Source organism: Pseudomonas sp. PB3P13 (assembly GCF_054897735.1).
Genome location: NZ_CM142702.1, coordinates 2999447 through 3023426 on the forward strand (window position 1 = coordinate 2999447; position 23980 = coordinate 3023426).

A 23980-nucleotide genomic window follows, 5' to 3' on the forward strand; every position below is an offset into this window, starting at 1 on the left:
TTTATGAATGTCCCTTTCGATCAGCTGTTCACGTGGCTGAAAGATCACAAGATTACCGAAGTCGAGTGCGTCGTCAGCGACCTGACCGGCATTGCACGCGGCAAGATTGCACCCACCAACAAGTTCCTGCATGAGCGAGGCATGCGCCTGCCGGAAAGTGTGCTTCTGCAAACGGTAACCGGGGACTTCGTCGACGACGACATTTACTACGACCTGCTCGACCCGGCCGATATCGACATGGTGTGCAAACCGGTGTCGGACGCGGTTTACGTGATCCCCTGGGCGATCGAGCCAACCGCCATCGTCATTCACGACACCTTCGACAAATTTGGCAACCCGATCGAACTGTCGCCGCGCAACGTGCTGAAGAAAGTCCTGCAGCTGTACGCCGACAAAGGCTGGCGGCCGATCGTTGCGCCGGAAATGGAGTTTTACCTCACCCAACGCTGCGAAGACCCGGACCTGCCATTGAAGGCGCCGCTGGGCCGTTCAGGGCGTGCGGAGAGTGGCCGGCAGTCGTTTTCCATCGACGCCGCCAACGAATTCGATCCGCTGTTCGAAGATGTTTACGACTGGTGCGAATTGCAAGGCCTGGACCTCGACACGCTGATCCACGAAGACGGCCCGGCGCAGATGGAGATCAACTTCCGTCACGGCGACGCGCTGGACCTGGCCGACCAGATCACCGTGTTCAAGCGCACCCTGCGCGAGGCGGCGCTCAAGCACAACGTGGCGGCGACGTTCATGGCCAAGCCGATTGGCGACGAGCCAGGCAGCGCCATGCACATTCACCAGAGTGTGGTGGACATTGCCACTGGCCAGCCGATTTTTGCCAATGACGACGGCAGCATGAGCGAGTTGTTCCTGCAGCACATTGGCGGCTTGCAAAAGTACATCCCCAAAGTGCTGCCGATGTTCGCGCCTAACGTCAACTCGTTCCGCCGCTTCCTGCCGGACACCTCGGCACCGGTGAACGTGGAATGGGGCGAAGAGAATCGCACCGTGGGCCTGCGCGTGCCGACGTCCACGCCGGATTCAATGCGTGTGGAAAACCGCTTGCCCGGCGCCGATGCCAACCCTTACCTGGCGATTGCCGCGAGTTTGTTGTGCGGATATCTGGGCATGGTCGAGCGCGTTGATCCGAGCGCTGGAGTTCAGGGTCGGGCTTATGAACGGCGTAACCTGCGTCTGCCGATCACCATCGAGGATGCGCTGACGCAAATGGAAGAATGCGACACCGTCAGCCGGTACCTGGGCAACAAGTTCGTTCGCGGGTATGTCGCGGTGAAGCGCGCTGAGCATGAAAATTTCAAACGCGTGATCAGCTCGTGGGAACGCGAGTTTTTGATGATGAGTGTCTGAAAAACCATGTGGACATCACGCAATCCTTGTGGGAGCGGGCTTGCCCGCGAAGAGGCCATCACCTTCGACATAGATGTTGTTTGATGGACCGCCATCGCGGGCAAAGCCCGCTCCCACAGGGACGGTGAACACCCTAAAACCGAATAAATCCAAGAGGTGTCGATATGCGTCTACTGAAAACCCTGGCTCCCCTCGCCCTGGCCATGTTCGTCAGCGTCAGTGCGCACGCCGAGCAGAGTGTCAGCGTCTACAACTGGACCGATTACATCGGCGAAACCACCCTCGCCGACTTTCAGAGCAAAACCGCCATCAAGGTGATTTACGACGTCTTCGATTCCAACGAAACCCTGGAAGGCAAGCTGCTCGCCGGTCGCACCGGTTATGACGTGGTGGTGCCGTCCAACCACTTCCTCGCGCGTCAGGTCAAGGCCGGCGCGTTTCTCAAACTGGACCGCGCGCAGCTGCCCAATTTCAAGAACCTCGACCCCAAATTGCTGGCGTTGCTGGAGAAGAATGACCCGGGCAACGCCCATTCGGTGCCGTACCTGTGGGGCACCAACGGCATCGGTTACAACGTCGACAAGGTCAAGCAAGTGCTGGGCATTGATCACATCGATTCCTGGGCGGTGTTCTTCGAGCCGCAGAATCTGAAAAAGCTCAGCCAGTGCGGTGTCTCGATGATGGACTCGGCGGATGAAGTGTTTCCGGCGGTGCTGAACTACATGGGCCTGGACCCGCGCAGTGAAAACCCGGAAGACTATAAAAAGGCCGAGGCCAAGCTGCTGAGCATTCGCCCGTACATCACTTATTTCCATTCCTCCAAGTACGTTTCGGACCTGGCCAACGGCGACATTTGCGTGGCGTTCGGTTACTCGGGCGACGTGTTCCAGGCGGCCAATCGTGCCAAGGAAGCCAAAAACGGTGTGAACATCGCCTACACCATTCCCAAGGAAGGCAGCAACCTGTGGTTCGACTTGCTGGCCATTCCCGCCGATGCGGGCAATATCAAAGAAGCGCACGCGTTCATCAACTACCTGCTTGACCCGCAAGTGATCGCCCAGGTCAGCGCTTCGGTGGGTTACGCCAACCCGAACCCGGCTTCGCAGCCGTTCATGGACGCCGAACTGGTGAACAATCCAGAGGTGTACCCACCACAGTCGGTCCTCGACAAGCTGTACATTTCGAGCACCCCGCCTCAGGCGATCATGCGGCTGATGACCCGTTCCTGGAGCAAAGTGAAGTCCAACAAATGAACAACGAACACGCTCATTCCTATTACGCGGCGACGGCCAACAGCCAGGCGCCCTATCCGGCGCTGGCCGAGGACAAGGTGGTCGATGTCTGCGTGATCGGCGGCGGTTTTACCGGGGTTAACACGGCGATCGAACTGGCACAGCGCGGGCTTTCGGTGATCTTGCTGGAAGCGCGCCGAATCGGCTGGGGCGCCAGCGGCCGCAACGGTGGTCAGTTGATTCGCGGCGTTGGCCATGACGTCAGCGGTTTTGCCAAACATGTCGGCGAAGAAGGCGTGCGTTACCTTGAACGTGCCGGGGTCGAGTCGGTCGAGCTGGTGGGCCGGCGGATCCGTGAACACAACATCGACTGCGACCTGCGTTGGGGCTTTTGTGAACTGGCCAACACCCCGGCGCAGTTCGAGGCGTTCAAGGCCGAGCAGCAAAGCCTCGCCGAATCGGGGTATGCCCATCAAACCCGCCTGGTCCCGCCAGAGCAGATCCGCCAACAGGTGGTGAACTCGGGCGTGTATGCCGGCGGACTGATCGATATGGGCTCCGGGCATTTGCACCCGCTTAACCTGGTGCTGGGCGAGGCGCGGCTGGCGCAGTCGTTGGGCGTGCAGATTTTCGAGCAAAGCCCGGTGCTGGAATTGATCCATGGCAGCACCGTGCAGGTGCGCTGTGCCGGTGGGACGGTGCGGGCCGGGAACATCGTGCTGGCGTGCAACGCGCATCTGGAGGAACTGGAGCCGAAACTGAGCGGCAAAGTGCTGCCGGCCGGCAGTTACATCATCGCCACCGAGCCGCTATCGGCCGAAACGGCAGCGCAGTTGATTCCCCGGAACCTGGCGCTGTGCGACCAGAAAGTCGGCCTCGATTATTACCGGCTCTCGGCAGACCGACGTCTGTTGTTCGGCGGCGCCTGCCACTATTCCGGGCGGGATCCGGCGGACATCAGTGCCTACATGCGCCCGCACATGCTCAAGGTATTCCCGCAACTGGCCGACGTGCGCATCGATTTTCAATGGGGCGGGATGATCGGCATCACGGCCAATCGCTTTGCGCAGGTCGGGCGTTTGGGTCAGCACCCTAACGTGTTCTACGCCCAGGGTTACTCCGGACATGGGCTGAACGTGACCCACTGGTGCGCACAACTGTTGGGCGAAGCGATCCATGCCGGGCACAGCAAAGGCTTCGATGTCTTCAGCGCCGTGCCCCATATGACCTTCCCCGGCGGCCCGATGTTGCGCTCACCGCTGCTGGCACTTGGCATGTTCTGGTACCGCCTGCGCGAGCTGCTGGGCTAAGGCGATCATCAGTCGTTTGTGCCTTTCGATTTGCTCAATCGCAAGGCACTTCTATATTGTGGGTGTGCTCTGAATTCCCTGTCTCCTGGCGAGCGGCCCATGGCTACGACTGTTCCATTGATCATCTGCGAACACTGCGACTGCGTGTACCAGAAAGTCACGCTTGCCAAACATCAGAAAACCCAGTGCATCCGTTGCGGCGGCGTGCTCCAGCGTTATAACGGCCTGACCGTGGAACAGCGCCTGGCGCTGGCCTGGACCGCAGCTGTGCTATGGACGTTTGCCAATTTATATCCGGTGATGAGCATCAGCCTGCAAGGACTGAAAAACAGCGCGACCCTCTGGGATTCGGTGCTGGCTCTGAGCCACGGCCCCATTACATTCATCGCCATGGTGGCCGCCATCGCGATGATCATCGCACCGCTTTTCCAGGTTTTGCTGTTGCTCTGGGTGTTGAGCTATGCCCTTGTCGGGCAGCGCTCCCCCGGTTTCAGGTTTTGCATGCGCTGGCTGGAAACACTCAGACCCTGGAGCATGCTCGAAGTGTGCCTGCTCGGCGCTATGGTCGCGGTGTTCAAACTGGCCGGCATGCTCGACGTGCTGCCCGGCATCGGTCTGTTAGCCCTTGCCGTGCTCAGCCTGATGATGATCCGCATTGCCGGTCGCGATATCCGTGACCTGTGGGACATCCTGTGAACAGGCCCCCGGTTGCCAGTGAGCTAAACCTGTCCCTCTGTCACAGCTGCGGCCTGGCCTGCGACGTGAAGGTCGATGCCCATGAATGCCCGCGCTGTGGTGCGCCATTGCATCGGCGCAAGGCCAATTCGATGAACCGCACCTGGGCCTACCTGCTGGCGTCCCTGGTGTTTTACATTCCGGCCAATCTGTTGCCGGTGATGAACACGACGATGCTCGGCTCAGGTGCGGACAGTACGATCATGGCCGGTGTGCTGGATTTCTGGAAGCACGGTGCATGGGACATCGCTCTGATCATCTTCATCGCCAGTATCGCCGTACCAGGTATCAAGTTCGTGGCGATGACGCTGTTGCTGGTTACCGTGCAACGCAACAGTTTGTGGGCGCGCAGGGAGCGCTCGAAACTCTATCGCTTCGTCGAGCTGATCGGCTATTGGTCAATGCTCGATGTGATCGTCGTTGCATTGGTGGCTGCACTGGTCAAGTTTCAGGCGTTGGGCGATATCGAGCCTCGTGCAGGTATTCTGTTTTTTGGTCTGGTGGTGGTGTTCACCATGCTGGCCGCAATGAGTTTCGACCCGCGCATGATCTGGGATAACGATCCTGTGCGGGACAATCCGCCAACCGAGGAGATCATGGATGAAGTCGCAAGTCACTGACGGGGCGCCGCGCCCCGGCCAGGCCCCCGTGAAAACCCGCCGGTTCAGCGTTTCGCTGGTGTGGATCGTGCCGATCGTTGCGGTGCTGGTGGGCCTGTCATTGGTGGTCCACAGCATGATGCAGGAAGGTCCGACGATCACCGTTACGTTCAAGACCGGCAGCGGCCTGACCGCCAACAAAACCGAAGTGAAATATCGCAACGTGGTGATCGGCCATGTGTCCGACGTCGAGTTGAGCGACGATCAGAAAAGTGTCAACGCGACGATCAAACTGGACAAGCAGGCAGAAACCTTCACCCGCCAGGACTCGCAGTTCTGGGTAGTGCGACCGCGCATCGGCGCCGGCGGCGTGTCGGGCATCGATACGTTGCTGTCCGGTGACTATATTGGCGCTGATATCGGCCAGTCCGAGACCCGGGCGAAATCCTTCAAAGGCCTGGAAAATCCGCCGCCCATTACTTACGGCGAACCGGGCAAACGCTTCACGCTGCACTCCGACAATCTCGGCTCGCTGGACATCGGCTCTCCGGTTTACTACCGCAAGATTCCGGTCGGCCAGGTGGTGGCGTATGCGTTGGACGACGACGGCAAAGGGGTCAACATCGACGTGTTCATCCACGCGCCTAATGACGCTTATGTGACCGAAAACACCCGTTTCTGGAACGCCAGCGGCATCGATGTCAACGTCGGCGCCAACGGCTTTGCCGTGAAGACGGAATCGTTATCGTCGTTGCTGGTCGGCGGCATTGCTTTTCGGGCGCCGCAATACAGCCCCAACGACACCCCGGCAGTGGAAGACAAAACCTTCGAACTGTTCGACGACCAACAAGTCGCCCTCGCCCCGCCCAGTGGCAAGCCGCAATACCTGAGTTTGCGTTTCGACCAGGCACTGCGCGGGCTCAAGGTCGATGCGCCGGTGGAGTTCCTGGGCATCGAGTTCGGTCGGGTGGTGTCGGTCAACCTGGACTTCGACGCGAAGAAACGCACGTTCCCGGTCAATGTCGGCATCGTCATCTATCCGCAGCGTCTCGGCCAGGCGCACACCAAAATGCTCGAAGTATTGAAGCACGACCCCAACGATGAAGCCGCAGGCGTGCGTCTCATGGGAACGTTCATCGAAAACGGTCTGCGCGCACAGGCACGCAGCGGCAATCTACTGACCGGACAGCTTTACATTGCGCTCGATTTTTACCCTAAAGCGGAGAAAGTCACCTTTGATCCGACAGCCCGCCCGGTCTCGATCCCGACCATCCCGGGCAGCCTCGAGCAGCTGCAGGAAAAACTCGAAGGCATGGTCAACAAGATCAACAATCTGCCGGTTGAACGCATTGCCAACAATCTCGACAGCAACCTCGTCGAGTTGCGCAAAGGTCTGACGCAATTCAACGCGAAAACCTTGCCGGGCGTGCAATCGACCTTGGCGGAAGTCAGCAAGACGCTGCAATCGGCCAGTTCGACGCTGGCGGAAGATTCACCGCAACGCGAGCAGCTGGGCCAGACCCTGGACGAGCTTGGGCGAATGTCGCGGTCCTTGCGTGAGCTCTCGGATTACCTCGGCCGGCATCCCGAGTCGCTGCTTCGCGGCCGCCCCGACAATGCTGCGCCACTGGACTTGAAGGCGCCGCCACGCAATTGATCACAGGAGCAACACCATGGCTTTATCGCTGAAGTTCACCCTGGTCACCGCGTGCCTGCTGTTGGCAGCGTGTCGCAGCGACCCGATTCAGTTTCATACGCTGACGCCGGCACAACCCGTCACTGCGCGGGGCAACGCCGGGGAAATTGTGATCGAAGGACTGAGCGTACCGCCCCAGGTCGACCGGCCGCAGATCGTCGTCCGTCAGGGCAACAGCAGCCTGGCGATTCTGGAAACCGAATGGTGGGCCGCGAGTCTGGTCGACGAGTTGCGCAGCGCATTGGTGGATCAACTGGGCAATGGTGCCCAGCGCAAGGTGTCGGTGCGCCTTGACGTGCAACGCTTTGACTCGATTCCCGGGCAATACGGCCTGATCGATGTCAAATGGCGCCTGCGCAATGGCGACGGCGCGTTGCTGACGTGCCGAAGTACATTGCAGACATCGTCCGGGCCCTCCATCGATGAGCTGGTGGTTGCGCAGCAGACTAACGTCAAGCGGCTGGCCGCACTGATCAATCGCGCCGCGAGCGGTACGCAGTCAGGCTGCCCGGCGGATGTTTAGCGTTTTTGGGGCCGCCTGGCAGCCCAACGCGGTGATGCGGCATTCCGACAAGTCCCCTCGCCACAAAAGCCACTTCACCCATAGACGGCCGCTGCGCGCCCGGACGCAGCCTTCGGCAGCTGCTACACATCAGAATGCGCCGCAGATTCTGCAGCTGGCGCAGCCTGCGTCCGGGCGCGTAGCGGTCGTCTGCGGTGCGTCGGCTCAGCACATTCAAAGATCAAAACGATCAACGGCCCGCCGCCGTTCGTTGTCGTCCCGCACGTCGTAGTTGGCAGTTGTCTGGATGTTGCTGTGGTGCGCAAGCTTCTGCGCAATCGACAAATCGTGCTCTTCGATCACCCGGGTAATGAATGAGCGGCGGAAATCGTGCGGCATGATCTTCACCCCCACCTGCGCGCCGCGCTGGCGGGCAATGTAATAAATCGCGTGTTTGGTGATGCGCTCGCGGGTGATGTGGCTGCCACGACGGATGCGATTGAACAGGAACGGATCATCCGCCTCACCTTCCTTGAGCTGCGAACGGCGCAGTTCCAGCCACGCATCAAGTTTGGCGAACGCCCAGGCCGGGGCGTACTTGATCAGCTGCTTGTTGCCCTTTGCGGTGACCCGCAGGCTGCGCTCGGTGAAATCCACCTGGGCAAGGTCAAGGTCCACCGATTCCGATTTGCGCATCCCCGAGCCGTACAGAATCCCGATGATGGCAGCGTCTCGCAGCCCCTGAGGCCGTGGGTCGGCGGCACAGACCGCCATCATTTCCTGGATCAACGAACGACGCAGGTTGCGCCCCTGCGACAGCCGCGTGCTGGCGATGGGCTTGACCGAACGCATTTTCAGCAAGTGATCCTGACTGATCAGGCTCATGCGCCAGGCTTCATTCATGACCCCACGCACGGCGTTGACGTACAGCGACGAGGTGTTCGGCGCGTAGCCGTCAGCGCGCAACGCCGCGACCAGTGCAATCACATCTTCGGGTTGCAGCTGGTGCCACGGAATGTCTTCGACGTTCATGTCTTCGAAGCCCAGGCGATCAGCGGCATCCTGCAGCACATAGCGCATGGTCAACTGGCTGGAGGGTGCCAGCCGCGCCAGATACACGGACATCGGGTTGGTCCTGGCGGTATTTGAATCTGCTACGGGTAAGTCGATCAAAACGGACGAGCCTTGAATGGCGGTGAAAAAAGGGGCGTCCAACCTGCCGTTGATGGCGGCAAAAGTCAAATGGTCCTCGCGGTGGATCTGAGATGCTTTACTTCATTAATACTGCACTGAAACTGCATTAATATGAATTTGTCATAGCCTTGAATGGACGGCACACTGTGCCGGTTCCTCCCCCAATAGTTGGAATACCTTCAAAGGGCTTTCTGGATTACCAGACAAGCCTTTTTTTTTCCGAATTTTCTGGATCAACTGCCAATGCTTGCTCGCTGGTTACCCGCCGCCATCAACACCCGTCCGAGCGAATGGAGCCGTGCCGCCATTGGCATGTCGCTCGGCACACTGTTCAGCGTCTGGCTTTGCAGTCAGTTTTTCGGCATCGAAGTGGCGCAGCATTTGATCGGCCCGCTGGGTGCGTCGGCGGTGTTACTGTTTGCCGTGTCTTCGGGTGCTCTCGCCCAGCCATGGTCGATTGTAGGCGGCTACCTGAGCGCCGGGGTTGTCTCGTTGCTGATCGCTCACGTACTCGGTCGAACCCTGGGCAGCGCTTGCCTCGCCGCCGGCATGGCGTTGGTTTTGATGTGCTGGCTGCGTTGCCTGCACCCGCCCGCTGGCGCTTTGGCATTGTTGATGGTGCTGGCAGACCCGGCGACGATCGCCATGGACTGGAAGGCCCTCGCCCCGGTAATGCTCGCCGCGTTCACCTTGCTGTTCAGCGCGCTGGCCTATAACAACCTCACCCGCATTCGCTATCCCAAGCGTGCGGCCGAGCCGGTGACTGTGGTGCCTGCCGATCACCCGCCTGTCGACAGCCAGGCGATCACCGCCCAGGACCTGAAACTGGCACTCGCCGACATGGAAGCGTTCATCGACGTGACGCCCGAAGACCTCGAACAGTTGATTCACGCTACCGAGTTGCAGGCTAAACGTCGCAGCATTGGCGAAGTGCTGTCGCCTCGCATCCGATAATTTGCGTACGGCAAAAATGCAGACTAAACCTGCACGTATCCGGGTTGTACTGGGCAAATTTGCACTGGTACGATCCGGGACCGCGCGCCTACGAGCTTTTCGATAAAAAACAATAAAAGCAGGGAGTTAGTGATGACTGCTCAGGTTTCTTCTCCGAGGACCCAGTCCATGGATGCCACCCAAAACGAAGTACTGGCCGAGGTCCGTAATCACATTGGTCACCTCACCCTCAATCGCCCCGCCGGTCTCAACGCAATCACCCTCGACATGGTCCGTCACCTGCAGCGTCAATTGGATGCCTGGGCGCAGGATCCGCAGATCAACGCCGTGGTATTGCGCGGTGCCGGCGAAAAAGCCTTTTGCGCCGGCGGCGACATTCGTTCCCTCTACGACAGCTTCAAAAGCGGTGACACGCTGCACAAAGATTTCTTCGTCGAGGAATACGCGCTCGACCTCACCATTCACCACTACCGCAAACCCGTGCTCGCCCTGATGGACGGCTTCGTCCTCGGCGGTGGCATGGGTCTGGTGCAAGGCGCGGATTTGCGCGTGGTTACCGACAAAAGCCGATTGGCCATGCCGGAAGTTGCCATCGGTTACTTCCCGGACGTCGGCGGCAGCTATTTCCTGTCGCGCATTCCCGGTGAGCTGGGCATTTACCTGGGTGTCAGCGGCGTGCAGATTCGCGCGGCCGACGCGTTGTATTGCGGGCTGGCCGACTGGTACCTGGAAAGCGCCGGGCTGGGTGCGCTTGACGAACAGCTCGATCAACTCGAATGGCACGATATGCCGCTCAAGGATCTTCAGGGTTTGTTGGCAAGACTCGCGGTCCAGCACCTGCCCAACGCACCGCTGAGCAGCCTGCGCCCGGTCATCGATCATTTCTTCGCCCTGCCTGATGTGCCCAGTATGGTCGAGCAACTGCGCGAAGTGACGGTTGCCGACAGTCATGCCTGGGCCATGGCCACCGCTGAGTTACTGGATAGCCGCTCGCCGCTGGCGATGGGCGTGACCCTGGAAATGTTGCGACGTGGCCGTCACTTGAGCCTGGAGGAGTGCTTCGCCATGGAACTGCATCTGGACCGCCAGTGGTTCGAACGCGGCGATCTGATCGAGGGCGTGCGCGCCCTGCTGATCGACAAGGACAAAAAACCGCGCTGGAACCCGCCGACGTTGCAGGCGCTGGACGCCGGGCATGTCGCGAGTTTCTTCCGCGGCCTCGACCAAATTGGGAGCTGAGCCATGCACGACATCGAATTAAGCGAAGAACAGGTGATGATCCGCGACATGGCCCGGGATTTTGCCCGTGGCGAGATCGCGCCGCACGCACAAGCCTGGGAAAAGGCTGGCTGGATCGACGACGCTCTGGTGGCGAAGATGGGCGAACTGGGCCTCCTGGGCATGGTGGTACCCGAGGAATGGGGCGGCACCTACGTTGACTACGTGGCCTACGCCTTGGCGGTCGAGGAAATTTCCGCCGGTGACGGCGCCACCGGCGCGTTGATGAGCATCCATAACTCGGTGGGTTGCGGGCCGGTGCTCAACTACGGCACCGAGGCGCAGAAGAAAACCTGGCTTGCGGACCTCGCCAGCGGCCAGGCCATCGGCTGCTTTTGCCTGACCGAACCGCAGGCCGGGTCCGAAGCGCACAACCTGCGCACCCGCGCTGAATTGCGCGACGGCCAGTGGGTGATCAACGGCGCCAAACAATTTGTCAGCAATGGCAAACGGGCACAGCTGGCGATCGTGTTTGCGGTGACCGATCCGGATCTGGGCAAACGTGGTATCTCGGCGTTTCTGGTACCAACGGACACCGCCGGGTTCATCGTCGACCGCACCGAACACAAAATGGGCATCCGCGCCTCCGACACGTGCGCGGTAACGCTCAGCCATTGCACGATCCCCGAAGCCAACCTGCTGGGCGAACGCGGCAAGGGGCTGGCAATTGCCCTGTCGAATCTCGAAGGCGGCCGCATCGGTATCGCCGCCCAGGCATTGGGTATCGCCCGGGCGGCGTTTGAGGCGGCGCTGGCGTATTCGCGGGATCGGGTGCAGTTTGACAAACCGATCATCGAGCACCAGAGCATTGCGAACATGCTGGCGGACATGCACACCCGACTGAACGCCGCACGTTTGCTGATCCTGCACGCCGCACGCCTGCGCAGCGCCGGCAAGCCGTGCCTGTCGGAGGCTTCGCAGGCCAAGCTGTTTGCTTCAGAGATGGCCGAGAAAGTGTGCTCATCGGCGATGCAGATTCACGGCGGGTACGGGTATCTGGAGGATTACCCGGTGGAGCGCTATTACCGCGATGCGCGGATCACGCAGATTTACGAAGGGTCGAGCGAAATTCAGCGGATGGTGATTGCGCGGGAGTTGAAGCATTACCTGATATAAGGCTTGAAAATGGTGTCGGCCTATCGCGAGCAAGCTCGCTCCCACACTTGATCGCATTCCTGAAGAGATGTGATCGAATGTGGGAGCGAGCTTGCTCGCGATGGCGGCGTTGAAGCTACAGATTATTTACCCTGAAACTCTGCCTCGCGCTTGCCAATAAACGCGGCCATCCCTTCCTTCTGATCCTGTGTCGCGAACGCGGCATGGAACACTCGTCGCTCGAAGCGCACGCCTTCCGACAAGCTCACCTCAAACGCACGGTTTACACTTTCCTTGACCATCATCGCGATCGGCAACGATTTTTTCGCGATCAGCGCTGCGACTTTCAGCGCCTCGTCCAGCAGCTCGTCCGCCGCAACGATCCGCGCCACAATCCCGCAACGCTCGGCTTCCACCGCATCGATCAAGCGCCCGCTGAGGCACATCTCCATCGCCTTTGCTTTCCCTACCGCACGGGTCAGGCGCTGGGTGCCGCCCATGCCCGGCAGCACGCCGAGATTGATTTCCGGCTGACCGAATTTCGCGTTGTCGCCGGCCAGAATGAAGTCGCACATCAGTGCCAGCTCGCATCCGCCGCCCAAGGCGAAACCGTTGACCGCGGCAATGATCGGCTTGCGGCGGTTAGCCACGCGATCGCTGTCGCTGAACAGGTCATCCAGGTAGATCTGCGGGTAGGTCAGCTCGGCCATTTCCTTGATGTCCGCCCCGGCAGCGAAGGCTTTTTTCGAGCCGGTGAGGACGATGCAGCCGATGTTCGAATCCGCCTCCAGACCATCCAGCGCATGGTTCAGCTCACTGACGATCTGCGCGTTCAACGCGTTGAGCGCTTGCGGACGGTTCAGGGTGATCAGACCCACGCGGTCGCGCACTTCCAGCAAAATCGTTTCGTAGTTCACAGGGGACTCCTTCTCAAAGATTGCGCGAAATAACCATGCGCTGAATGTCGCTGGTGCCTTCGTAGATCTGGCACACGCGCACGTCGCGATAGATACGCTCCAGCGGGAAATCGTTCAGATAACCGTAGCCGCCCAGGGTTTGCAATGCCTGGGAACACACTTTCTCGGCCATTTCCGAGGCGAACAGTTTGGCCATCGACGCTTCCACCAGCGCCGGTTTGCCGCTGTCGCGCAGGGCCGCCGCGTAGTGCACCATCTGCCGGGCGACCGCGATCTGCGTGGCCATGTCGGCCAGGCGAAAGGCGACGGCCTGGTGTTCGATGATCGGCTTGCCGAAGCTCTCGCGCTCGCGGGCATAATCGCGCGCCGCTTCAAACGCGGCGCGGGCCATGCCGACCGATTGTGACGCGATACCGACACGGCCGCCCTCAAGGTTGGCCAAGGCGATGCGATAACCTTCGCCCTCTTCGCCCAGGCGATTGGCCACCGGCACTTTGACGTCTTCAAACAGAATCTGGCAGGTGTCCGACGCATGCTGGCCGAGCTTGTCTTCGACGCGGGCGACTTTGTAGCCCGGCGAATCGGTCGGCACGATCAGCGCAGTGATCCCGCGTTTGCCGGCACTCGGGTCGGTCACCGCAAACACGATCACCACGCCGGCATTCTGCCCGGAGGTGATGAATTGCTTGCAACCGTTGAGCACGTAATGATCGCCTTCCAGACGGGCGCGGGTTTTCAAGCCGCTGGCATCTGACCCGGCCTGTGGCTCGGTAAGGGCGAAGGCGCCAAGCATGGCCCCGCTGGCCAGAGGCTTGAGAAATCGCTCTTTCTGCTCATCAGTGCCGTAATTGAGGATCGGTACACAGCCGACCGAGTTGTGCACGCTCATGATGGTCGAGCACGCGCCGTCGCCGGCAGCGATTTCTTCCAATGCCATGGCGTAGGCCAGGTAGCCGGTGTCGCACCCGCCCCACTGCTCCGGCACCAGCATGCCGAAAAAGCCCAGCTCCGCCATCTCGCCGATGGCCTCCTTGGGGAAACGGTGCTCACGGTCCCAGTCAGCGGCGAACGGCTTGAGCCGTTCCTGGGCAAACTGCCGGGCCGCTTCGCTGATCTGCAGTTGTTCGTCATTGGGAATCATGGGTCTACCTTAAGATGTGAGTGCCCCTGTAGGAGCGAGCCTGCTCGCGATAGTCGTCAACGATAACGCTGGCCACCTGACGCCCCGCGGCGCTCTCAGGATTATCGCGAGCAGGCTCGCTCCTACAGGGATCGGGTCAGTACAAACACTCAACCGCCATCGCCGTGGCTTCGCCACCGCCGATGCAGATCGCCGCGACGCCGCGCTTCAGACCTTTCTGGCGCAGCGCCGAGAGCAAGGTCACCAGAATGCGCGCACCCGAGGCGCCAATCGGATGGCCGAGAGCACACGCGCCGCCGTGGACGTTGACCTTCTCGTGGGGAATTTCCAGTTGAGTCATGGTCGCCAGGCCAACCACGGCGAAGGCCTCGTTGACTTCCACCAGATCGACGTCATCCAGCGACCAGCCGGTTTTCTGCATCAGCTTCTTGATCGCCCCGATCGGAGCGACCGGGAACAGACCCGGCGTGTCGGCAAACGCAGCATGCCCGTGGATCACCGCCAACGGCTTCAAACCGCGTTTCCCGGCTTCGGATCGGCGCATCAGCACCAACGCTGCCGCGCCGTCGGAGATGGAGCTGGAGTTCGCCGCCGTTACCGTGCCACCTTCACGAAACGCCGGTTTCAACGAGGCGATCTTGTCCAGTCTGGCTTTTGGCGGCTGCTCGTCGTTGCTGATCAACACCTGCTCTTTGCCGACCGTCACGGTGAGCGGAACGATTTCGTCCTTGAACGCGCCGTTGTTGATCGCCTGCTGAGCGCGGGTGGTCGAGGCAATCGCAAACGCGTCCTGAGCTTCACGGCTCAAGCCATTGGTTTCGGCGCAATCTTCAGCGAAAGTGCCCATCAGGCGGCCCTTGTCGTACGCGTCTTCGAGACCGTCGAAAAACATGTGGTCAAGCACGCGACCGTGGCCCATGCGGTAACCGCTGCGCGCGCGGTCCAGCAAGTACGGTGCGTTGGACATGCTCTCCATGCCGCCGGCCACCACCACCTCGGCGCTGCCGGCGACCAGCATGTCGTGGGCCAGAATCGCCGCTTCCATGCCCGAACCGCACATCTTGTTCAGGGTGGTGCAGCGGGTCGATATATCCAGGCCTGCACCCAGCGCAGCCTGGCGTGCAGGCGCCTGGCCCAGGCCAGCGGACAGCACGCAACCAAACAACACTTCTTCCACCGTATCGGCGGCGATACCGGCGCGTTCGACGGCAGCGCGGATAGCCGCCGCACCGAGTTGCGGCGCGGTCAGGCTTTTCAGTTCGCCCTGAAAGCCGCCCATGGGCGTGCGCACGGCGCTGACTATAACAATGGGATCGTTAGCAATCGTCATGACGAATTCTCCTTACCTGGCGGCCATACGCAAGGCGCCGTCGAGACGGATCACCTCGCCGTTGAGCATGCTGTTTTCAATGATATGCCGGACCAGCCCGGCGTACTCGGCCGGTTTGCCCAAGCGTTGTGGAAACGGTACACCGGCGGCCAGCGAGTCGCGGACTTCCGGGGTCATGCCGGCCATCATCGGTGTTTCGAAAATGCCGGGGGCGATGGTCATCACGCGAATGCCGAAGCGCGCCAGTTCGCGCGCGGCGGGCAAGGTCAGGCTGGCAATTGCGCCTTTGGAAGCGGCATACGCCGCCTGGCCGATCTGCCCGTCGAAGGCAGCCACCGACGCGGTGTTGATGATCACGCCGCGTTCGCCGTCGTTATTCGCTTCGGTCTCGGCGATGGCAGCAGCGGCGAGGCGCAGCATGTTGAAGCTGCCGATCAGGTTGACGTTGATCACCTGGCTGAAATTGGCCAACACGTGCGGGCCGTTCTTGCCGAGGATTTTTTCGCCACGCACGATACCCGCGCAGTTGACCAGGCCGTTGAGGCCGCCGAACGCTTTGACTGTCGCCTCTACCGCCGCCTCGGCGGCGGCTTCATTGCTGATATCGGCAACCACGCTATGCGCACCCAGGCGCTGGGCGTGAGCCGTGAGCGCTTGAGCGTTCATGTCCACGAGCATCACTTTCGCGCCCGCCGCGACCAGCATTTCAGCGGTCGCTGCACCGAGCCCGGATGCGCCGCCGGTGACGATAAAAACCTTGTTTTCGATCTGCATCATCGTTTCCCTGAATTCAGGCTGAAGGGGTCTTTGCCGCAGCCGCTTGAGCCTTGGCGATTTCCTGGTTGCGCAAGATAAAGCGCTGCAATTTACCGCTGGGGGTTTTCGGCAATTCGCTGACAAATTCGATTTCACGGGGATAGGCATGCGCGGCCAGGCGCTTGCGTACGTGTTGCCGCAGTTCTTCGGCCAACTCGGGCGCGGCACGGTACTGCGCGCTGAGCACGACGAAGGCTTTGACCCGTTCGGTGCGCTCCGGATCGGGCTTGCCGACCACCGCAGCTTCGATGACGGCCGGGTGTTCGATCAAGGCGCTTTCGACGTCGAACGGGCCAACGCGATAACCGGACGTGGTAATCACATCGTCACTGCGGCCAACGAAACTGATGCTGCCGTCCGGGTTCCACTCGACGGTATCGCCGCTCAGGTAATAGTTGCCGACGAACGCCTTGGTCGGTACGCCTTCGTAGCCGCCGAACCAGCACATCGGTGACTGGCTGCGATCAATCGCCAGAATGCCCGGCTGACCCACGCCGAGTTCGTTGTATTCATCATCCAGCACCACGATGCGGTGGCCCGGCGAAGCAAAACCGGCAGCACCCATGTGGATCGGATGCTCAAGACCGTGGTGATTACACAGGACCATGCCCAATTCGGTCTGGCCGTAATGGTCGTGAATCACTACGCCAAGGTGGTCGGCGAACCAGCGAATCACTTCCGGATTCAGCGGTTCGCCGGCGCTGCTGACGATGCGCAGCGTGCCCTTGATCGACCTGGCGAAGTCGTCGCCACCGGCGATCAGCAGGCGATAAGCGGTGGGCGAGCCAGTCAGGTTGGTGATCTTGTATTTGTTGATCACACGGCAGGTGCTTTCGAGGGTGAACGGGCCATCGTAAAAGGTGATCGGGTGCCCCATCGCCATCGGCCCGGTGACACCGAAATAGATGCCGTAGGCCCAGCCCGGATCGGCGACGTTCCAGAACGCGTCTTCCGGCCGCAGGTCTACCGCGTCGCGAGTGTAGCTCTGGAAGGCGACGATAGCCTTGAGCGGCACGGACAAGGCTTTTGAAGGGCCAGTGGTGCCCGAGGTGAACATCAGCAGGAAAGGGTCTTCGCCGCTGAGCAGAACCGGTTGGCACTCAGCGCAATGGTTGGCCAGTTCGGCCCAGAAACTGAAGTCGCCACGGACAATGCCCTGACCTTTCGCGCCGCCAACGGTAACGATGGTCGGGCAGTCGGCGACTTCTGCAAGTTTGGGCCGGTTGACCGCGTCGCTGACGACTATTTTCGCGCCGGAACTGCCCAGGCGATGCTCGATGGCTGTGGGACCGAATGCGGTGAACAGCGGCTGATAGACGGCGCCGATGCGCCAGGTGGCAAAAACGGTGATCAGCAATTCGATATTGCGCGGCAGCAGGCCGGCGACCTTGTCGCCCTGCTTCACGCCTTGGGCCAGAAGGAAATTGGCGAAACGCGCGGCTTTGTCCTGCAGGTCCGTGAAGGTGTACGTCGCACTGTCGCCGTCGCGGCCCTCCCAGAACAGCGCGATGCGCCCCGGCAAGGCGTGGCGGTCACAACACTCGACACAGGCATTCAGTGCAGCCAGATTGCCCGTGATCGCGGTGTCGACGGTGTGCTGGTAATCGAACTGTGACGTGGCAGACAAGTAATCGCGCATGGCCAGAATCCCTCTGTATTTTTATTAGGTTGGAGGAACCGTAATCAACAGGGAAATAGTCGCGCTGCGCGGGGCGCGGTGCAATGGTCAAAGCGGCCAAGTTGGCTGACTGGTTTGGCCAAGGTTTGACAGGTGTGCTGAATCAATCCGCCTCGTTCAAGATCAAACTCCGATAATGCCCCGGGTTCGAGCCCGACCATTTGCGAAAAGCCTTGTAGAACGAGCTCGTATCGGCAAACCCCAGCCGTGTAGCAATCTCGGCAAAACTGATCGTCGGCTCGGCCAGCCAGACGATCGCCAACTCCTTGCGCACGCTGTCCTTGAGCCCTTGATACGTCTGCCCTTCCTCGGCCAGACGGCGTCGCAAGGTCGAGGCCGACATGCACAGCTGCTGTGCCAGCGCTTCGGTCTCCGGCCAATGTTCGGCCGGCACCAGGCGCAAATCGTGTTTGATCCGGCTGGCCAGGCTCTGCGGATCGCGGTACTTCACCAGAATGTTTGCCGGCGCATGGGCGAGGAAGCGCTTGAGCTCTTCGGCGCTGCGCTTGATCGGCAGGTCCAGGCAGTCCGCAGAAAAAATCATCCGCGTACGGGGCCGGTCGAAACGCAGGTTTGGCGAAAACATCACCTGGTAATCATCGCAAAAATCCGGCTCCGCGCAGCGCAATTCGATGGCCAGAATCGGAATTCGCCGCCCCGCCAGCCAGCAGGCAACGCCGTGCACGATCATCCAGTAGGTGAAATACGTGAAGGCTCGACGCGGCGCCTGGTCGTCTTCGAGCAGAACGATTTCCGCCAGGCTTTGCTGACGCACCAGTTGCGCTGGCATCTGTTCAAGCATCAGCGAGAGAAAATCGAGCCCCGACGTCAGGCCCGCCGCGAGGGTCGGCTGGACCATCGAGCAGCGGCACAGAAACGCCAGGCTGCCGGACTTGAGCTGGCGCGGATCCATGCCAAAAAACTCGTCGTCGCGCCGCCGGGCCAGCAAGCGCCACAGACGGGCATACGCTGTGGCCGGGACGCGGGCCGTCGGGGTCTGCAGAAGCGCAGGGGCAATGCCGACCTTGTGTAAAACCTCATCGGTGGCCGCGCCCGGCGCGCAACTCTGCAACAGTGCTTCGCGCACCAGTTGGATGGAGATGGTGTCTTTTTCCGCCATGGAGCGAGTGGGCCGTGTTGTTTTTGGAATGGTGCGCATACTAGCGCATGGCGCTCATTCCCGTAGGCGCGCGCGAAAGCGTCGTCACTGCCGACGCCTGTCTGGCCGGATTACAAAATCCGGTACAACCAGCGCTCAATCCGCACCCGACTCACGCGCTTGAGAAACTTCGCCACCCCGGCCGGGTAATCCGGCATCGTCTGCAAATCCTGATACCGCTCGATGCGCGTGGTGTGCTGGAAAATTTCCTGCAGCTCCCGTGCGCGCGGTTCCAGCATTTCGCCCTGCGGATCATCGATCAACAGGCCGTTTTCCAGATCAAGCCGGAACGCGCGCGGGTTGAGGTTGTTGCCGGTCAGCAAGGTGTAGCGCTCGTCGACCCACAGGCCTTTGAGGTGATAGGTGTGGTCGCCATCCTTCCACAGGTGCAGGTTCAACTCGCCACTCTCGACGCTGCGATGGTGACGCTTGGCGAAGCGCCGCAGACTGATTTCATACAGGTACGGCAGCGCCGAGATCACCTTGAACGGTTCACTGGGCGGGATGTAGAAATCGTTGGCGGTCTTGTCGCCGACCACGATGTCGATTTTCACGCCCCGAGCCAGCGCCCGATTGATTTCCCGGGTCACGGCCAGCGGCAGGTTGAAATACGGCGTGCAGATGGTCAGTTGATGTTTGGCGCTGGCAATCAGCTCGCAGATCACCCGGCTCAGCGGATTGTTCTTGCCGACGCCCAGCAACGGGCTCACCGAAAGGCCAACCCGGTCCGTGCTGCCTTTGGTGGTGTCATACGCTGCGTGCTTGAGGCGACTGCGCAGGTCGCCAATGTCGTTGCGCAGGCTGCGGGTGGTGGGCAAATTCGGCAGGTCGAGACGATGTACCGCCTTGGAAGTGATCAGTCCGTGCTGAATCAGATGCTGCATCGAATCGGCCAGCGCGGCGTTGTTCAACAGGTGATAGCGGTCGTATCGGTACTTGTCGAACTTGTGCAGATACACGTTATTGAGGCTCGCGCCGCTGTAGATCACGCAGTCGTCGATGACGAAACCTTTCAAATGCAAAACGCCGAACAGTTCGCGGGTCTGCACCGGCACGCCGTATACCGGTACTTCGCTTTGATGTGTGCGGGTTTCCTCCTGATACCACGCCGAATTGCCCGGCTGCTTGCCGGCACCGATCAACCCGCGCTGGGCGCGCAACCAGTCGACCACCACCACCACGTCCAGCTCCGGACGCGCCAGTTTGGCGGCGTGCAAGGCATCGAGGATTTCCTGACCGGCTTCATCCTGTTGCAGGTACAGCGCAACGATGTAGATTCGCCGGGTCGCGCTGGCGATTCGTTCCAGCAGGCAACGACGAAATTCGGCAGCGCCAGAGAGGATGGTGACGGCATCGGCGGTCAGTGGAAAACTGCGCAGTTTAGGCAGCAGGGAGCGTTTGAAAAGCGACGGCATAGGGCTCGCATGGGTCGAATCCGAAGAGCTTGAGAGCTTACACCATGGATCGGTTCGGGTCTTGTGGGTGTCGTATTGGCCAACGTCGAGGCAAGCTATGCTGCTACAGAAGAACGGGATCAACGTGGGAAGTTGTTGGACCTGTAACCCGTTGATCATTGACTGCAACGTTAACTTGATAAGGAGACATTGATATGCCCAGTGCAGAAGTTCGTCCGCCGTTGCCGCCCTTCACTCGTGAATCGGCGATTGAAAAGATCCGCCTGGCCGAAGACGGCTGGAACTCCCGCGACCCTGAACGGGTTTCGCTGGCCTATACCCTGGACACCCAATGGCGTAACCGCGCCGAATTTGCACACAACCGTGAAGAAGCGAAAAACTTCCTGACGCGCAAATGGGCCAAGGAACTGGACTATCGCCTGATCAAGGAACTCTGGGCCTTCACCGACAACCGCATCGCCGTGCGTTACGCCTATGAATGGCATGACGACTCGGGCAATTGGTTCCGCTCCTACGGTAACGAGAACTGGGAGTTTGATGAAAACGGCCTGATGGCGAATCGGTTCGCCTGTATCAATGACATGCCCATAAAAGAAAGCGATCGCAAGTACCATTGGCCACTGGGCCGCCGTCCGGACGAGCATCCGGGTCTGTCGGAGTTGGGGTTGTAAATACACGTCGTCTGTGGGAGCTGACCTGCCGGCGATGGCGGGTGTCAGCAGCGATAATTGCGAAAAGGGGCCTCTTCGCGGGCAAGCCTTGCTTGTAGGGTTAGACTTGAAGGGGTGGTGGGAAGAACATCAGGCCAGACGCGGGACCTGTGGCAGCCGGGCTTGACCGCGATGGCGGCGGAGCAGTCGCCGCCCACCTCCGATATGGGTAAGATATCGGCCCTCCCCGCAGCCAAAGTCCTGCATCCCGCCGAATAAGTCGATTCCATGCCTTTCGAACTCAGCGTTGACCTCACTACCCTGGCCATCCTCGCGGTCGTTGCCTTTATTGCCGGTTTCATCGACGCCATCGCCGGTGGCGGGGGGCTGCTGACGACGCCTGCGCTGTTGACCGCGGGCCTGCCGCCGCATCTGGTCTTGGGCACCAACAAGCTCAGTTCGACGTTCGGCTCGGCCACTGCCAGTTTCACGTTCTACCGACGCAAGCTGTTTCATCCCCGGCAGTGGGTGCACGCCATCGTCGGTACGCTGGTCGGCGCGCTGACCGGGGCGGTGGTCGCGCACTACCTGCCCGCCGAATGGCTGAACAAGATGCTTCCGGTGATCGTCTTCGCCTGCGGCCTTTATCTGTTGTTTGGCGGCACACCCAAGGCACCGCTGGACAGCGACGCGCCGATCAAGAAAAAGTGGCAGTCGACCCAAGGCTTCACGCTCGGTTTCTATGACGGAGTGGCCGGCCCCGGCACTGGCGCTTTCTGGACAGTCAGCAGCATGCTCATGTACCCGATCGATCTGGTCAAAGCCAGCGGGGTCGCGCGCAGCATGAACTTCGTCAGCAACATTGCGGCGTTGTCAGTGTTTATCTTCTCGGGCCAGGTGGACTGGATCATTGGCCTGAGCATGGGCCTGTCGGTGATGGTGGGCGCATTCTTCGGCGCGCGCACCGCCATCAGCGGCGGCGCGAAATTCATCCGGCCGGTATTCATCACCGTGGTGCTCGGCCTGACCGTGCGTCTAGCCTGGCAACACTGGTTCAGCGTGGCCTAAACGGCGCGCCACATAGGCATCGATCAAATAACGGGCGATGGAGCGTGACGCGGGCAACGGCGGCAGGTCATGCACGTTGAACCACTGGGCGTCCTCGATCTCGTCTTCCTGACAGACGATCTCGCCCCCGGCGTATTCGGCGTGGAAACCCAGCATCATCGAATGCGGGAACGGCCAGCACTGGCTGCCCATGTACTGAATGTTTTTGACTTCGATCTGCACTTCTTCGCGCACTTCACGAATCAGGCAATCCTCGGCAGATTCTCCCGGCTCGGCGAAGCCAGCCAGCGTGCTGTAGATACCCGTGACAAAGCGTGGTGAACGCGCCAGCAAGATTTCATCGCCGCGGGTAATCAGCACAATCATGCTCGGCGAAATCCGCGGGTAGTAACGCAGATCACACGGCTGGCAATACATCGCCCGCTCACGGGGAACCTGATGCGTGGCCTGCCCGCAGTTGCCGCAGAAACGATGCTCACGCGCCCAGGTGCCGATCTGCGCGGCATACCCGAGCACTCTGAACAGCGTGTGATCGTCTTCGAGCATGAACGCCCGCAGGCCTTTCCAGTTGCAACCCGGTACCTCGCTGGAACTACGCAGCTCCAGCAGGTAAACCGGCTCGCCATCCAGATGACCGATGCCATGTTCGGTCAGTACCGACAAGTCCTGCCGCTTGAGCCATTCACGCGGGAATAGCGCGCCATTGTCATCGAACAGGAAGCCTTCGGGGCTGCGCGCAACAGCCCAGCCGCCCGGTTGATCGGTGTCCAGTACCGCAGTGGTCCAGCGTGAAGTCATGTTCAATCAATCCAGAAATTGGGGTTTCTGTTTGCTCATATGGGCGGCCATGGCCACGCGCAAATCATTGGATTGCAGCATGGCGGCGTTCCAGGTGGCGACGTATTCGAGGCCGTCATCAATGCGGTGGTCGCGCATGTAACTGATCATCTCTTTGGTGCCGCTAATGGCGATCGGCGACTTGCTGGCGATCTCGCGGGCAATGCCCATCACGCCATCAAGCAAGCTGGCCGAGTCGCTGTAGACACGATTGACCAGGCCGAGTTCGCGCGCTTCCCCGGCGCCGAAGGTGCGACCGGTATAAGCCAGTTCACGCAGCATGCCGTCCCCGATGATCCGCGGCAAGCGTTGCAGTGTGCCGACGTCTGCAGCCATGCCGATGTCGATTTCCTTGATCGAGAATTGCGCGTCCTCGGCAGCGTAGCGCATATCACAGGCGGCAATCAGGTCGATCGCCCCGCCCAGGCAGTAGCCTTGAATCGCCGCAAGTACCGGTTTGCGGCAATTGTCCACGGCATTGAAAGACGCTTGCAGGGTGAGAATCTTGCGCCGCAGCAGACGCGCATTGCGGCCGACATCCTTGCCCATTTCATTAGCCACGCCGGCGAGCATCATCAGGTCGATGCCGGACGAGAAATGTTTGCCGGCACCGCTGAGCACTACCGCGCGCACTTCGTCGGTGTCATCGATCCATTGGAAGATTTCGATGATTTCACGCCAGAAGGCAGCGTTCATGGAATTGATCTTTTCCGGACGATTAATTTGCACATGGGCAATGTTATCGGCGAGTTCGACGATGAACGCGGTGTATTCAGACATGGCAGCGATCCTTTACCGAGCAAAAACGAGGTCTGGACTATATCAAGGTGCGGCAGTGGCGAGTAAGGCAGCGCTTCGGCCAAACACAGGACTTATGTTGCAGCTTATTGGTGCGTCATGGTGGTGCAAACGGCCTGCGCGACAGTGCTCCCCTATATGACCCATGAGTCACTTTTTAGCTCGCTGACAAAAAAAACCTGCTCTTCGTCGGTGCAATTGCGTTTTATGCAGG

22 protein-coding genes and 1 pseudogene are annotated in these 23980 nt (G+C 60.4%); 13 read left to right on the forward strand and 10 right to left on the reverse strand.

Going from position 1 to position 23980, the window contains the following annotated elements:
- Positions 1-3: 3 nt before the first annotated feature.
- The 7 genes from ACYZT1_RS13830 (at position 4) to ACYZT1_RS13860 (ending at position 7457) form a co-directional block, all read left to right on the forward strand.
- Positions 4-1362, forward strand: a complete 1359-nt coding sequence (locus ACYZT1_RS13830) for a glutamine synthetase family protein (protein ID WP_462015282.1) — start codon at positions 4-6, stop codon at positions 1360-1362.
- Between the two features lie 164 nt (positions 1363-1526).
- On the forward strand, positions 1527-2615 hold the full coding sequence (locus tag ACYZT1_RS13835) for a polyamine ABC transporter substrate-binding protein (RefSeq protein ID WP_462015283.1): 1089 nt from the start codon (positions 1527-1529) through the stop codon (positions 2613-2615).
- Positions 2612-3904, forward strand: a complete 1293-nt coding sequence (locus ACYZT1_RS13840; protein ID WP_462015284.1) for an NAD(P)/FAD-dependent oxidoreductase — start codon at positions 2612-2614, stop codon at positions 3902-3904. The genes ACYZT1_RS13835 and ACYZT1_RS13840 overlap by 4 nt, the downstream gene beginning before the upstream one ends.
- A 99-nt stretch (positions 3905-4003) precedes the next feature.
- A complete protein-coding gene (locus tag ACYZT1_RS13845) occupies positions 4004-4600 on the forward strand; it encodes a paraquat-inducible protein A (RefSeq protein ID WP_462015285.1) in 597 nt (198 codons plus the stop codon).
- A complete protein-coding gene (locus ACYZT1_RS13850) occupies positions 4597-5259 on the forward strand; it encodes a paraquat-inducible protein A (protein WP_462015286.1) in 663 nt (220 codons plus the stop codon). The genes ACYZT1_RS13845 and ACYZT1_RS13850 overlap by 4 nt, the downstream gene beginning before the upstream one ends.
- Positions 5240-6895, forward strand: coding sequence for a PqiB family protein (locus tag ACYZT1_RS13855; RefSeq protein ID WP_462015287.1), 1656 nt, complete (start codon positions 5240-5242; stop codon positions 6893-6895). Before ACYZT1_RS13850 ends, ACYZT1_RS13855 begins: the two co-directional genes overlap by 20 nt.
- Before the next feature lie 16 nt (positions 6896-6911).
- Positions 6912-7457, forward strand: a complete 546-nt coding sequence (locus tag ACYZT1_RS13860; protein ID WP_462015288.1) for a PqiC family protein — start codon at positions 6912-6914, stop codon at positions 7455-7457.
- A 213-nt stretch (positions 7458-7670) separates the two neighbouring features.
- Here ACYZT1_RS13860 and ACYZT1_RS13865 read toward each other — a convergent pair whose 3' ends face one another.
- Positions 7671-8561 (reverse strand): site-specific integrase, encoded by an 891-nt coding sequence (locus ACYZT1_RS13865; protein WP_462015289.1) that lies wholly within the window; start codon positions 8559-8561, stop codon positions 7671-7673.
- 312 nt (positions 8562-8873) lie between these two features.
- Between ACYZT1_RS13865 and ACYZT1_RS13870 the strand changes: the two genes are divergently transcribed.
- The 3 genes from ACYZT1_RS13870 (at position 8874) to ACYZT1_RS13880 (ending at position 11978) form a co-directional block, all read left to right on the forward strand.
- Positions 8874-9584: an HPP family protein gene (locus ACYZT1_RS13870; protein ID WP_462015290.1), complete on the forward strand. Its 711-nt coding sequence runs from the start codon at positions 8874-8876 to the stop codon at positions 9582-9584.
- 132 nt (positions 9585-9716) lie between these two features.
- Positions 9717-10823 (forward strand): enoyl-CoA hydratase/isomerase family protein, encoded by a 1107-nt coding sequence (locus ACYZT1_RS13875; RefSeq protein WP_462015291.1) that lies wholly within the window; start codon positions 9717-9719, stop codon positions 10821-10823.
- A gap of 3 nt (positions 10824-10826) precedes the next feature.
- Entirely contained in the window at positions 10827-11978 is a 1152-nt protein-coding gene (locus ACYZT1_RS13880) for an acyl-CoA dehydrogenase family protein (protein WP_462015292.1), read from the forward strand.
- Positions 11979-12100: 122 nt separating this feature from the next.
- On the opposite strand, the gene ACYZT1_RS13885 is transcribed toward ACYZT1_RS13880, so the two are convergent.
- Both ACYZT1_RS13885 and ACYZT1_RS13890 read right to left on the reverse strand, forming a co-directional pair.
- Positions 12101-12874, reverse strand: a complete 774-nt coding sequence (locus ACYZT1_RS13885) for an enoyl-CoA hydratase (RefSeq protein ID WP_462015293.1) — start codon at positions 12872-12874, stop codon at positions 12101-12103.
- A gap of 13 nt (positions 12875-12887) precedes the next feature.
- A complete protein-coding gene (locus ACYZT1_RS13890; protein WP_462015294.1) occupies positions 12888-14015 on the reverse strand; it encodes an acyl-CoA dehydrogenase in 1128 nt (375 codons plus the stop codon).
- Between the two features lie 16 nt (positions 14016-14031).
- On the opposite strand from ACYZT1_RS13890, the pseudogene ACYZT1_RS13895 reads away from it, so the two are divergent.
- A pseudogene (locus ACYZT1_RS13895) lies at positions 14032-14142 on the forward strand (outer membrane lipoprotein carrier protein LolA); the annotation flags it as partial.
- A gap of 9 nt (positions 14143-14151) precedes the next feature.
- Here the strand turns inward: ACYZT1_RS13895 and ACYZT1_RS13900 are convergent.
- From ACYZT1_RS13900 to pssA, 5 genes are all read right to left on the reverse strand, one after another.
- Positions 14152-15345 carry an acetyl-CoA C-acyltransferase gene (locus ACYZT1_RS13900; protein ID WP_462015295.1) on the reverse strand — a complete coding sequence of 398 codons (1194 nt, stop codon included), beginning with the start codon at positions 15343-15345 and terminating at the stop codon, positions 14152-14154.
- Between the two features lie 12 nt (positions 15346-15357).
- Positions 15358-16119 carry an SDR family NAD(P)-dependent oxidoreductase gene (locus ACYZT1_RS13905; protein ID WP_462015296.1) on the reverse strand — a complete coding sequence of 254 codons (762 nt, stop codon included), beginning with the start codon at positions 16117-16119 and terminating at the stop codon, positions 15358-15360.
- Between the two features lie 16 nt (positions 16120-16135).
- On the reverse strand, positions 16136-17800 hold the full coding sequence (locus tag ACYZT1_RS13910; protein ID WP_462015297.1) for an AMP-binding protein: 1665 nt from the start codon (positions 17798-17800) through the stop codon (positions 16136-16138).
- A 142-nt stretch (positions 17801-17942) separates the two neighbouring features.
- Complete coding sequence (locus tag ACYZT1_RS13915; protein ID WP_462015298.1) at positions 17943-18959, reverse strand: AraC family transcriptional regulator; 1017 nt, start codon at positions 18957-18959, stop codon at positions 17943-17945.
- Positions 18960-19069: 110 nt separating this feature from the next.
- Positions 19070-20413, reverse strand: a complete 1344-nt coding sequence (gene pssA / locus ACYZT1_RS13920; RefSeq protein ID WP_462015299.1) for a CDP-diacylglycerol--serine O-phosphatidyltransferase — start codon at positions 20411-20413, stop codon at positions 19070-19072.
- Positions 20414-20607: 194 nt separating this feature from the next.
- On the opposite strand from pssA, the gene ACYZT1_RS13925 reads away from it, so the two are divergent.
- Together ACYZT1_RS13925 and ACYZT1_RS13930 are read left to right on the forward strand one after the other, a co-directional pair.
- Complete coding sequence (locus tag ACYZT1_RS13925; protein ID WP_462015300.1) at positions 20608-21084, forward strand: nuclear transport factor 2 family protein; 477 nt, start codon at positions 20608-20610, stop codon at positions 21082-21084.
- A 267-nt stretch (positions 21085-21351) separates the two neighbouring features.
- Positions 21352-22131 carry a TSUP family transporter gene (locus ACYZT1_RS13930; protein ID WP_462015301.1) on the forward strand — a complete coding sequence of 260 codons (780 nt, stop codon included), beginning with the start codon at positions 21352-21354 and terminating at the stop codon, positions 22129-22131.
- Here the strand turns inward: ACYZT1_RS13930 and nudC are convergent.
- Both nudC and ACYZT1_RS13940 read right to left on the reverse strand, forming a co-directional pair.
- Complete coding sequence (gene nudC, locus ACYZT1_RS13935; RefSeq protein ID WP_462015302.1) at positions 22099-22929, reverse strand: NAD(+) diphosphatase; 831 nt, start codon at positions 22927-22929, stop codon at positions 22099-22101. The genes ACYZT1_RS13930 and nudC overlap by 33 nt on opposite strands.
- Before the next feature lie 6 nt (positions 22930-22935).
- Positions 22936-23748: a crotonase/enoyl-CoA hydratase family protein gene (locus ACYZT1_RS13940; RefSeq protein ID WP_462015303.1), complete on the reverse strand. Its 813-nt coding sequence runs from the start codon at positions 23746-23748 to the stop codon at positions 22936-22938.
- Between the last annotated feature and the right edge of the window lie 232 nt (positions 23749-23980).

Excerpts from the sequence above, each read along its gene's own strand:
- ACYZT1_RS13925 (WP_462015300.1), top strand. The coding sequence starts at position 20,608 with ATGCCCAGTGCAGAAGTTCGTCCGCCGTTGCCGCCCTTCACTCGTGAA.
- ACYZT1_RS13830 (WP_462015282.1), top strand. The coding sequence starts at position 4 with ATGAATGTCCCTTTCGATCAGCTGTTCACGTGGCTGAAAGATCACAAG.
- ACYZT1_RS13865 (WP_462015289.1), bottom strand. The coding sequence starts at position 8,561 with ATGTCCGTGTATCTGGCGCGGCTGGCACCCTCCAGCCAGTTGACCATG.
- ACYZT1_RS13915 (WP_462015298.1), bottom strand. The coding sequence starts at position 18,959 with ATGGCGGAAAAAGACACCATCTCCATCCAACTGGTGCGCGAAGCACTG.
- ACYZT1_RS13845 (WP_462015285.1), top strand. The coding sequence starts at position 4,004 with ATGGCTACGACTGTTCCATTGATCATCTGCGAACACTGCGACTGCGTG.
- ACYZT1_RS13880 (WP_462015292.1), top strand. The coding sequence starts at position 10,827 with ATGCACGACATCGAATTAAGCGAAGAACAGGTGATGATCCGCGACATG.
- ACYZT1_RS13910 (WP_462015297.1), bottom strand. The coding sequence starts at position 17,800 with ATGCGCGATTACTTGTCTGCCACGTCACAGTTCGATTACCAGCACACC.
- ACYZT1_RS13905 (WP_462015296.1), bottom strand. The coding sequence starts at position 16,119 with ATGCAGATCGAAAACAAGGTTTTTATCGTCACCGGCGGCGCATCCGGG.
- ACYZT1_RS13840 (WP_462015284.1), top strand. The coding sequence starts at position 2,612 with ATGAACAACGAACACGCTCATTCCTATTACGCGGCGACGGCCAACAGC.
- ACYZT1_RS13855 (WP_462015287.1), top strand. The coding sequence starts at position 5,240 with ATGAAGTCGCAAGTCACTGACGGGGCGCCGCGCCCCGGCCAGGCCCCC.
- pssA (WP_462015299.1), bottom strand. The coding sequence starts at position 20,413 with ATGCCGTCGCTTTTCAAACGCTCCCTGCTGCCTAAACTGCGCAGTTTT.
- ACYZT1_RS13900 (WP_462015295.1), bottom strand. The coding sequence starts at position 15,345 with ATGACGATTGCTAACGATCCCATTGTTATAGTCAGCGCCGTGCGCACG.
- ACYZT1_RS13860 (WP_462015288.1), top strand. The coding sequence starts at position 6,912 with ATGGCTTTATCGCTGAAGTTCACCCTGGTCACCGCGTGCCTGCTGTTG.
- ACYZT1_RS13870 (WP_462015290.1), top strand. The coding sequence starts at position 8,874 with ATGCTTGCTCGCTGGTTACCCGCCGCCATCAACACCCGTCCGAGCGAA.
- ACYZT1_RS13930 (WP_462015301.1), top strand. The coding sequence starts at position 21,352 with ATGCCTTTCGAACTCAGCGTTGACCTCACTACCCTGGCCATCCTCGCG.
- ACYZT1_RS13940 (WP_462015303.1), bottom strand. The coding sequence starts at position 23,748 with ATGTCTGAATACACCGCGTTCATCGTCGAACTCGCCGATAACATTGCC.
- nudC (WP_462015302.1), bottom strand. The coding sequence starts at position 22,929 with ATGACTTCACGCTGGACCACTGCGGTACTGGACACCGATCAACCGGGC.
- ACYZT1_RS13890 (WP_462015294.1), bottom strand. The coding sequence starts at position 14,015 with ATGATTCCCAATGACGAACAACTGCAGATCAGCGAAGCGGCCCGGCAG.
- ACYZT1_RS13835 (WP_462015283.1), top strand. The coding sequence starts at position 1,527 with ATGCGTCTACTGAAAACCCTGGCTCCCCTCGCCCTGGCCATGTTCGTC.
- ACYZT1_RS13875 (WP_462015291.1), top strand. The coding sequence starts at position 9,717 with ATGACTGCTCAGGTTTCTTCTCCGAGGACCCAGTCCATGGATGCCACC.